The organism is Undibacterium cyanobacteriorum (assembly GCF_031326225.1).
GTDB lineage: Bacteria > Pseudomonadota > Gammaproteobacteria > Burkholderiales > Burkholderiaceae_D > Undibacterium > Undibacterium cyanobacteriorum.
On sequence record NZ_CP133720.1, the window covers coordinates 513,089 to 525,008 of the forward strand.

The 11,920-nt window shown below is 49.6% G+C and carries 1 protein-coding gene; it reads left to right on the forward strand.

Annotation, left to right across the window (positions count from 1 at the left end; all coding sequences use genetic code 11):
* The first annotated feature begins 107 nt into the window (after positions 1–107).
* Positions 108–11,897 carry an Ig-like domain-containing protein gene (locus RF679_RS02075; protein ID WP_309482571.1) on the forward strand — a complete coding sequence of 3,930 codons (11,790 nt, stop codon included), beginning with the start codon at positions 108–110 and terminating at the stop codon, positions 11,895–11,897.
* The last annotated feature ends 23 nt before the right edge of the window (positions 11,898–11,920 follow it).

The following is an 11,920-nucleotide window of genomic DNA, read 5'->3' on the forward strand; positions in this document are numbered from 1 at the left end:
GGTCATCACATCTTGTTCTTTCGTGCGTATTTACTATACGCTCGACAAGTGGCACAACAAGGCCGACTTGCTGTTTTTATTTATTAATTTCCTTTTAGGAGTTACACATGGCTGTTACATCACAAATGCGCACTCAAGTTGCCCAGTTGTACGTTTCGCTTTTTGGCCGCGCGCCAGAAGCAAGCGGACTGGGTTACTGGGTAGGGCAATTGAGCAACGGAGTCAGTCTCCAGCAAATTGCTCAAGACATGTTCAACGTAGCGCCGTCCCGTGCATACTATCCAAGCTTTTTGACGAACGAAGAGATCATTACTAAGTTCTACGTCAACGTATTGGGTCGTAACCCAGACGCAGGTGGTTTGGCATACTGGACAGGTCGTTTGAACACACTGAGCTCGACAGGTACAACGTTGCAAAAGGCGTTGGCGACAGGCTCCGTGATTCTCGAAATGATCACAGCGGTTGTTAATTACAACGGCACAGACGCAGCTGGTTTGCAATCCCAATCTTTGTTCAACAACAAAGTAGCGGTGGCATTGAAATTTGCGGTGGAAATGCAAGGCGAAAGCATCCCTGATGCATCGACCTTGATTCCATTGGTAACAGCAGGCGCGAACGGTCAAGACGCGGCGAACGCACAGATCGCTAAGTTGTTCAACAAAGCACCAACGATCACATCTGCAGCGACAGCGACGATTGCAGAAAACGCAGCGATCAGCACGCAGTTGTACAAAGTGGTTGGTGCTGATGCGGATAGTGGCGCGGTATTGACATATAGCTTGAAAGCAGTTGGCGATGCATCGATGTTGGATATCAATCCAACGACAGGTGTTGTGACCTTGAAAGCTTCTGCGAACTTTGAAGCGAAGTCCTCTTATAGTTTCACAGTGGTTGTAACAGACCAAGCGGGCGCGACAAGCGAAAAAGAAGTTGTTGCGACAGTGACGAACGTGAACGAAGCACCGGTAGCGACAGCAGCGACTGGATCTGGTTTCGAAAACACGACATTGACAGGTAGCGTAGCAGCGACAGACGTTGATGCAGGTGACGTTGTAACGTACACATTGGTAGCAGGTTCTGCGACCAATGGTACAGTGACATTGAATAGCACAACAGGCGCGTACACATTCACACCGAATGCGAACTACTTTGGTCCAGCGACATTCCAATTCATCGCAACAGACCGTGCTGGTTTGCAATCTGCAGCGACGACAGTCAGTTTGACAGTGATCGACGTAGCGAACTCGTTGACAGCGGGTCAAGACGTGGTGACGATGACAAATCCTGCAGCAGAAGCAGTGATTGGTACGAACCGCAACTTGAACGCAGGTGACGTGATCACAGGCGGCGCGAACGACAAATTGACCTTGGGTCTCGACTCTGCAATGGGTGGTGCAGCGTTTGCTGGTTTCAATTTGAACATTGGTACATTCCAAGTTACAAATGACTCTGGTAACAACGCTGTGACATTTGATATGTCGAGCTCGACTGGTGTGAACACATTGGTCAGCACAAATAGCTCCAATGACGTACGTTTCAACTTCGCAAACACGGTAGCGGATACAGATGCTGATGGTTTCGACGAAGTGAACTTGCAAGTGTTGAATTTGACAGCTGGTGTGAACACCACATTGGATATTCGTAATTTGGACGCAGCAGGCAACGACGAGTTGAACTTGACTGTGACAAACAGCGAAGACAACACAACAGCAGCGGGTTCGATCAACGTTACAGCACAAGGTACAGGCGGTGTGGATCAAAACACAGCAGCTGGTATCGAGTTGGTGAACTTGTCGACAGCAGGCAGCGCATCTGACGTGCGTATCAATGACTTGAACACCCCAGGTGCGACAGTATTGAACGTCAGCACAGCGAAGACGTTGGTGATTGGTGATACCAATTTAAGCTTGACAGCCATCGAAAACGATTTGAGCGCATCGGTTGTGACAGTGAATGCAGCGGGCTCCACAGGCGATATCGCTTTGGGCACAAAAGCATCTTCTGCAGCAGCAACAATCACAGGCGGTTCTGGTAACGACACATTCGAAACATCTGACACATTCGGTGATTCCGTAGTGGCTGGTGCTGGTAACGATACAGTGCGTGCTGGTGGCGGTAACAACTTCGTTGACGGCGGCGAAGGCGATGACAACATTTCTGCTGGTGCAGGTAATGACTCGATCGCAGGCGGTGCTGGTAACAACACCATCGCAGCAGGCGACGGCATTAATGTCATCACAGCAGGCGACGGCAACAACAATGTGACTTCTGGTACTGGCGTTGATACGATTACTTTGGGTAACGGCGCGAACACAGTGGTTTCTGGTGCAGGCAATGATGCAATCGTTGCAGGCAACGGTGGTAACACTGTTGACGCTGGCGACGGCGACGACACAGTTGCAACAGGCTCTGGTAACGACACGATCAACACAGGCAACGGCAACAATGTTGTAACGTCTGGTGCTGGTAATGACACGATTACAGTGGGCACAGGTTTGGATACAGTCAATGCAGGCGCAGGTGATGACATCATCATCGCTGGTGCAAACTTTGACGCATCTGGTACAACAACACCAGCACCAAGCACAGTACAAGACTCCATCATCGGTGGTGACGGTGCTGACGAATTGCGTATCAATGCTGGTTCTGTAGACGCGAACTTCCGCAATGTATCGAGCATCGAAACATTGACATTGCAAACAGCAGGCAACACGACATTGCAAGGCAATAACGTTGTAGCGCCAGGCACAAGCTTCGCACAAGCAGCAGGTATCCGTACAATCAATGCGAAAAATGCAGGCAACGACAATGTTGACGCATCGACTTTCAGCGTTGATTTGACAGTGAACTTGACAGCAGGTACAGACAGCGTATTGACTGGTTCTGGTAGCGACACATTCAACGTCACAGGCTTGGATGATAGCGACATGTTGAATGCAGGCGCAGGTGTCGACGTATTGAACCTGGATGCTGACACAACATTGACAGCAGCGAACAAAGTTTCTGGTTTCGAAACCATCAACTTGGACACTGGCCGTAACAACACAGTTGTTGACGCTAACCAGTACAACATCGTTGTTGACAACGACAATGCACCAAATCCAAACGTCTTGAACGCAGGCGTATTGACAGTGAACGGTTCTGCATTGCAGGCTGCCGCTGACTTGAATACAGACGGCGACATGTTGGATGCAGGTGAAGCAGCAGAAACATTGGTATTCGATGGTTCTGGCGTTTCCACATTCGGCTTGAACGTGACTGGTGGTGCAGCAAACGACACCATCACAGGTGGTACATTGACATCGGTCATCGCTTCTGGCGCTGGTAACGATACAGTGAACACAGTGGGTGGTGCGAATACAGTAACAACGGGTGCTGGCAATGACGTAGTGAACTTCGGTGCAGCGACAGACAATGTCAACGCAGGCGAAGGTAACGACACATTGAACGTAGGCGCGAACTTGACAATCGCAGACACAATCGACGGTGGTGATGGTACAGATACAATCACAACTGGCACAGGTTATGGCGATACAGTGTTCACGAACGTATCGAACGTTGAAGTCTTGACGTTGACAGCGGGTGTGACATCGACTTTGGGCTTGAAAGCACAAGCAGCAGGTATCCGTACAATCAATGGTGTAGCTGGTACAGCAGACGTTGTTGACGCATCTGCGTACACAACAGGCAACTTGACGATCAACGGCAATGGCGGCAACGACACATTGAAGTCTGGTGCAGGTGCAGACACAATCAACGGCGGTTCTGGTGATGATTCTATCGAATCTGGCGCAGGTGCTGACTTGGTAGTGAGCGGTGCAGGTACAGACAACATCAAACTCGGTGCAGGCAATGACGTAGCACGTTTCAGCGGCAGCCAATTGGATGCAACAGACGTGATCGACGGCGGTGCAGACACAGACACAGTTGAATTGGCGAATGCAGCATTCGCACCAATCACAGCAAACGTGAACTTGACGAACGTGACGAACGTTGAAAACTTCAAGTTGACAGGTAGCGGTGATGATGGCGACGCGTTGACAAACGACGTTGATGCTAACTCTGTGACATTCTCTGGTGGTACAGCAGGTACGATCACAAGCGTGAACGTGAATGCAAGTGCATTGACAGACGCAAAAGACAGCTTCAAAGTGACTTTGGCAGCTGGTACAAATGCGAACTATCAGTTCAACATCACAGGTTCTTCTACAAGCGACACATTTGAAAAATTGAACGTTGGTGTGAACAACAACGTCAGTTTCAATGCAGGCGCAGGTAACGACAGCGTTGTGATTACTGGCGGCGATTTGGGTGCGAACATCACAGTATTGGGCGGTACAGGAGAAGACTCCTTGGTCCAAAACGGTGGCGTATTCATCGACGACGACATGCAAAACGTGTTTGGCGTAGAAGTATTGACGACAGTTGCAGGTCCAGGCAAAGCAATCAATGCGGTCTTGGGTGCACAAGTTGATGCGAACATGGGCTTGCAAAAAATCGTTGGTGGCGCGAACAATGATCGCGTGATCCTCGACGCAGCTTTCGGTGCCGTAACAACAGCATTGAACGTGAACTTGGCAGCTGGTGGTAACGACACTATCAATGCAGGCGCAACAAACGTTGCAGTGACATTCGTTGCAGGCGCATCGAACATCACAGCAGGTGATGCATTGACAGGCGGTATGACTGCAAACGATGTATTTACATTGACAGCAGACAACGGCACAGCAGACTTGACGACAACAACAGGCGTAGAAACCTTCAATGTTGTTCAAAGCGATGACAACAACATTGGTTTGGTGATCAATGACAACACGTTCGCAGGCGTTGCTTCTAACACGTTGACAATCAATGCAACAGCATTGGATGGTACAAACAATGCGACAGCAGCGATCGGTGGTTTGACATTGAACGCAGGTAGCGTCACGAAGGCGTTGGTAGTCAATGCAGGCGAAGGTAATGACAACATTACGACTGGTTCTGGCGCGGACATCATCAACTTGGGTTCTGGTGACGACACAGTGAACGCTGGTAGCGGTGACAACACGATCACTAATCACAGCGGTAACAAAACGATCACAACACTTGGCGGCGCTGATTCCATCACTTTGGGTGACGGCAATCACAACGTTAATTCTGGTGCTGGTAACGACACGATCACAACGGGTAACGGCAACAGCATGGTGGACGCTGGTACTGGTAACGACACGATCACAGTCGGTAACGGTAACAACGTGATCGTCGCTGGTGACGGTAACGACGTGGTTGTAACAGGTACAGGCAACAACAATGTTGACGGTGGCGCAGGTGCTGACCGTATCACATTGGGTGGCAGCGCAACATCGTCCAACACAGTGACAGGTGGTGCAGGTGCAGATACGATCGTTGGTAGCGCAGGTGCAGATACCTTCCGTTACATCCAATTGTCTGACTCTGACGGTACTTTGGTTCCATCCGCGAATAAAGACGTGATCGTTGGTTTCGATACAGTGAAAGACAAAGTAGCGATCGAAGCAGCGATGTTTGGTAACAACAGCACATTGTTGAACTTTGCAGGTAATGCAGCGAACTTCGCGGACGCACAAGGTGCGATCCAGTTGGGCGCAAACAACGGCAAAGCAGACTACGTGTACCAAGCAGATACAGGTCGTTTGTGGGTTGACTTGAATGATGACGGCGTATTGAACGGTGCTGACTTGCAGATTAACTTCCGCAATGCAGACGGTTCTATCCCAAGTTCTATGACATTCGCTGCAGGCAACGTGATCACACAAGACACGATCGCTCCAACAGCGCCAACATTGAGCTTGTTAGCTGCTTCTGACAGCAACATCAACAATGATCGCGTGACGAACTTGTCCCCAGTGACAGTACGTGTGACTTTGAACAGCACAACACCAGGTACAGCAGCGATTGCTGGTGACCGTGTGACATTGAGCAATGGTCAAGTCGCGACATTGACAGCAGGCGATATCACAGCGGGTTACAAAGACTTCTCTGTTAATTTGACAGCAAACGCAGTCAACACATTGACAGCAGTGGTTTCTAACGACCCAGCAGCGCCAATCCAAGGTCCAGCAAGTGCAGCTTCTGCAGCATTGGTCATCACACATGACAACACTGCACCAACAGCAGTTGTGGTTGATACAACAAGCCCAGCATTGATCTCGACAGATGCACGTCCAGTACAAACGTACAGCGTGACATTCAGCGAGCCAGTTTCCGGCTTCTCGTTGGCAGACTTGAACGTGGCTGGTGGTACAGCAAGTAACTTGGTACAAACTGGTGCGACCACGTACACATTCGATATCACAGTGAACGATAACTCGAACACATCGGTATCCGTGAACGTATTGGCTGGTGCAGTGATCGACTTGGCAGGTAACACTTCCACAGTATCGAACTCTGTAGCACACGCTGTTGATACAACGAACCCAACAGTCGTGATTACAGACGGTGTTGCTGGTACAGCCAACATTGCGACAGGCGCGATTACTTACACATTCACATTCAGTGAAGCCGTGTCTGGTTTCGACGCATCTGACGTAGTTGTGACAAACGGTACAAAAGGTTTGTTCACAGGCGCGCCAGGCTCCACAGTGTACACATTGGTAGTAACGCCAACAGCGGACTTCGAAGGCAACATGACAGTTGCAATTGGAGCGAATGCAGCGATCGATGCAAACGGTAACAACAGTGTTGCAGCGACAGACAATGTTCAAGTAGTTGACACATTGCGTCCAACGATCACCATCGCGACACCAATCGCAGGTGATGGCTTGATCAACGCAGCAGAAGACAACACAGTGACAATCGCTGGTTCTGCAACTGGTGCAGCTGGTCAAACAATCTCTGTTTCTGTCAGCGATGGTGTTCATGCTGCGGTAACAGGCACAGCAACAGTGTTGGCGAATGGCACATGGTCCAGCTCGACAATGGATGTTTCTGGTTTGAACAACGGCACATTGACATTCACAGCGAACGTCTCTGACGCAGCGGGTAATGCAGCATCGCCAGCAGGTACAGCGACAGCGACATTGGATAACGTAGCACCTTCTGCAACGATTTCCGATAACAAGCCAGGCACATTGTGGGATGGTGATAACACAGTGACATACACAATCAACTTCAACGAAGCGGTAACTGGTTTCGCGCAAGGTGATTTGGTTGTTACAGGTGGCACAATCACAGGCTTCACACAAGTGACAGCAAGCCAATACACAGTAACAGTTCAAGCGGATGACAACTCTGTAGCGGATATCGCTTTGAGTTTCGCTGCGGGTGCTGCAAACGACTTGGCTGGCAATGCAAGCATTGCTGCTGCAGCGGCTGCACAACCAGTGGATACAGTGAACCCAACGTATGTATCGTTTGTTGATGATCAACCAGCGTACGCAAACGTAGCTGATGGCGTTGTGACTTACACAGTAGTGTTCAGCGAAGCAGTGACGAACTTTGCATTGTCTGATTTGACAGTGACAGGTGGTACAGCTTCTAACTTGGTCAACACAGTAGGTAACACATGGACGTTTGACGTTTCTGCAGCAGCAGGTTCGACAACACCAATCAGCGTATCGATCGCTGCAGGTGCATTGACAGACATGGTTGGCAACCTCACATTGACTGCAGGTACACCAGCAGGCAACCCACAATTGGTTGATCGCGTTGCTCCAACAGTGGTGATCAATGACTTTGACGGTGCTGATGGCTACTTGAACGCAACAGAAGACAATGCACTGGTGATCAGTGGTACAGCGTCTGACGTTGGAGCTGGTGTAGTTGGCCAGACAATCACAGTGACAGTGACAGACGGCGTAACACCAGTCGTTGGTACAGCAACAGTGGGTGCAGGTGGTGTATGGAGCTACAACTTCGGTAACCAATCTGCAACATGGGCAAACAATGCAGCTTTGACAGTCACAGCGACAGTGAATGACGTTGCTGGTAACGCAAGCACAGCGGCAACTGGTACAACAACATCGATCAACGACAAGTTGGTAACACCATTCACAGCGGATGACGTTGCTGGTAACAACCAGATCAACTTGGCTGAGAAAAACACTGGTGTAACAGTAACAGGCACAGTAGAAGCAGGTTCTACAGTGTACGTTGATGTTGGCGGTGTAACACGTCAAGCATTGGTGACAGGTACAAGCTACAGCTACTCCTTGACACCAGCTGATTACTTCAACTTGGGCCAAGGCACATCGACGTTCACAATTACTGCAACAGACGTTGCTGGTAATACAGCGTCGACAACGAAGTCTGTCACAGTCGATACAGTTGTTCCAACAACTCCATCGATCACAAACTTCAGTACTGATACAGGCGTTGTAGGTGACAACATCACTACAGACGAAACATTGGTATTGACAGGTTTCGCTGAGCCAAACAGCACAGTGACTTTGTACAATGCGATGCAAGCATTGGGCACAGTGACAGCGGATGGCGCAGGTGCATGGACATTCACAACAGCAACGGATGTGACATTCGCAGCAGCGTTCAAACCAACAACAACGAACTTGGCTGATGGTCAGTACTTGTTCAGTGTTACAGCGACAGATGCAGTGGGTAACGTGAGTGCTCCATCTGCGACACAGCAAGTGTTGGTGGACACAGGTATTGCCGCTCCAACAATCACTGGTTTCACAGTGAATACTGGCGCGACCAATGAAACTGGTGTAGACGCAGCGAATGCAATCGTCACAAAAGACAACACATTGTTGATCACTGGTGCAGCAGGTTCCGCAGAAGGCGGCGCAACAGTGTACGTGTACAGTGTATCTGCAGGCCCAACATACACATTGATGGGTCAAACAGTAGCAGATGCGACAGGTGCTTACACCTTCGCAACAGGCTTGTTGGCAGACGGTACATACCAATTCGCAGCATCACAACGCGACTTGGCAAACAATGACTCCGTGACAGTATTGGGTGCAGCGGGTTACTCTGCGACGAAGTTCGTCACAGTGGACACAGCAGCTCCAGTCGCTCCAACATGGAACGTTGCTGCAGTAACGAGTGCAGACAATGGCGATAGCGCATCTGACGAAATCACGAACGATGCAACGATCACATTGAACGGTACAGTGACAGCAGACGCAACAAGTGCACAGACAGTCAATATTTACTCTGACGCAGGCTTGACAACATTGGTAGGTACAGTGGTTGTTCCAGCAGGCTCTACAGCGTACACATTGAGTGTTCCAGGTTCCTTGGCACAAGGTAGCTACACATACTATGCAACATCGACAGATGCAGCAGCAAACACAAGCGTGTCTTCTGCAGCATTGCCAGTGGTGATCGATTTGACACCACCGACAATCGGTTTGACATTGGGTGCAGATACCGACAACACATCCACAGCGACTGCATTCGGTTCAGCTGATAACATCACTTCACAAGGTAACTTCACAATTGCAGCGGCTGATGCTCTCAGTGGCTTGTCGGCAACTGCAGCAGTTACAATGAATGTTATTGGCACAGTTCCATTCCTTGGTGGTCAATATGCATCTGTTGCCGCGGCTCAAGCGGCACTCGACGCGTTTATGGATGCACGTGAAGCTGCACATGATGATGGTACTTATACTGTACAGATTGGTTCGACAGACGTTGCTGGTAACAACTCCACAGCATGGCCGTTGACAGCCACAATCACATTGGACACAACAGCACCAACAACACCAACGATCGCGTTGACAACAGACAGCGGCACTAACAACAGTGACCTGATCTCTAACAGCGTTGCGATCAGTGTGACTGCAGGTGGTGTCGATACAAATGCGACACAAACTCAGTACTCGATCAACGGTGGTGGTACATGGTTGGATGCGACACAATATGCAGCAGCGACAACCGCTGACGGCGCATACAGTGTGACTGCACGTGTGGTTGATGCAGCAGGTAATGTGTCTGTGACATCCAATGTATTGAACGTAGTGAAAGACAATACTGCGCCAACTTTGACCGTTGGTTTGGTATCTGACTCTGGTTCAAGCGCATTGGATCTGTACACAAATGACGCTGACTTGACAGCCTTGGTTGCAGGTGCAGATGCATCGACAACTTACAGCATCACTGTAACGTCTGGTCCAACATCCTACACGACTGCAACCTATGCATCGTTGGCAGCGGCGTTGGCAGACTTCAATGCAGCACCATTGGCTGATGGTGTCTACACAGTGACTGCTAGTGCAGAAGATGGTGCAGGCAACATTGGTTCCACACCAATTACCTTCACTTTGGATACAGCTGCTGATGTATTGTCTGTCGCTTTGGCAACAGATACATCTAACAGCAACCCTCCAGGTACAGGTACAACATCTGACGGTTACACACAAAACGGTACAGTGAACGTGAGTGGTTTGACTGCAGGCTCTACATGGACTTACGACACTGACGGCACAATCGCTGGCGGCTTCGCAGGTACAGGTTCTAGCTTGACGTTGACTGCAAACACAGCTTTCGCAGCTGGTAACGTTGTTGTTGAATCGACAGACTTGGCTGGTAACGTCTCCGCTGTTGCTGTAAGTGGTGCACTGTGGACTACAGACACAACTGTTCCAGCAACCTTCACAATGCCAACAGCGGTTGATTTGGCAGGTGCAGATGGCACGTTGAGTGGTTCTGAAGTTGCTGCTTTCGTATTGGAGAACTTCACTGGTTCTGCAGCAGAGGCAGGTGCAGCTGTGTACTACACAATCAGCGACACTGATCCATTGACAGCTGATATTACTGGTTCTATGTCTGCGGCAACGTGGACTGGTGCTGGTTCCAATATCTCCTTGTCTAGCTTGAGCAATGGCACTATCACTGTGACAGCAAACCAAGTTGATATCGCTGGTAACGTTGGCGCGTCTGCATCACGTACTTTCACTATGAACAAAAACATGGTGACAATTACTGGCGCAACTTACGACAATGCGTTGAACACATTGACATTGACAGGTGACTTCGGTACAGCTGGCTTGGCAAATGGTGTGATCCCAACATCTGGTGCAGGTTCTATTGACTTCAGTAAATTGTCATGGGAACACAATGATGCAGGTACTTTGTTGAACTTCGCGTCATTGGTCACAGGTGGTACAGCAGCATCCTTGAGTGGCGGCACAACGTTGACAATCCAGTTGGATGCAAATGCAGCTGACTCGATCGAAACAAACGGTGCCTTCTTGGATGGCACTGCTGACGTGATCAACGTTGAGTCCGACTTCGTGTTCGGTGGTGTAGCTGGTACAACAAGCAGCTTCGGTACTGGCGCTACAGGCATTAACTACTCATTCCAAGGTGGCTTAGCTGCTGAGGTGATTATTGGTGATGCAGGTAACGATACGATCAACGGCGGCAATGGTGCTGATACGATCACTGGTGGTGCTGGCAATGACTCCATCATCGGTGGCAATGGCGCTGATAACTTGACCGGTGGTACAGGTAACGATACGTTCAACGTAACGGCATCTCGTACTTCAAGTTTGGATGTGATCCAAGATTTCGGTGCAACTGATTTCTTGAACATGGGTTACATGCCTTACTTCTCCGATCCTGCTAACGGCGTTGGCTACACTCCAGCTGCGGCTATTGCTTCTGCCTCTGGCCCAGCACGCGATGTCAACGTAGTAACTGCTTTTGCTTCGACAGGTTCAGATTTAGCTTCTCTGAACACTGACTTGGCAACTGCCGTTGCAAACGGTATCGTTCAGCATGCGGCTGGTGCATGGCAAGTTTCTGGTGATACATTTATCGTTCAGTTGACCGGTGCTTCACTTGCTGGTAACAACGTGTACTACGTGATCCAGAACCAAGATGGAAATGCTACTTTTGATCCAGCAACAGACGTTGCTGTAGCATTGGTCGGTACTTCCATCCAACCTCCAGTCTATGGTAACTTCACGTTCTAATAGACCTTAGTTGTATCTTCCCA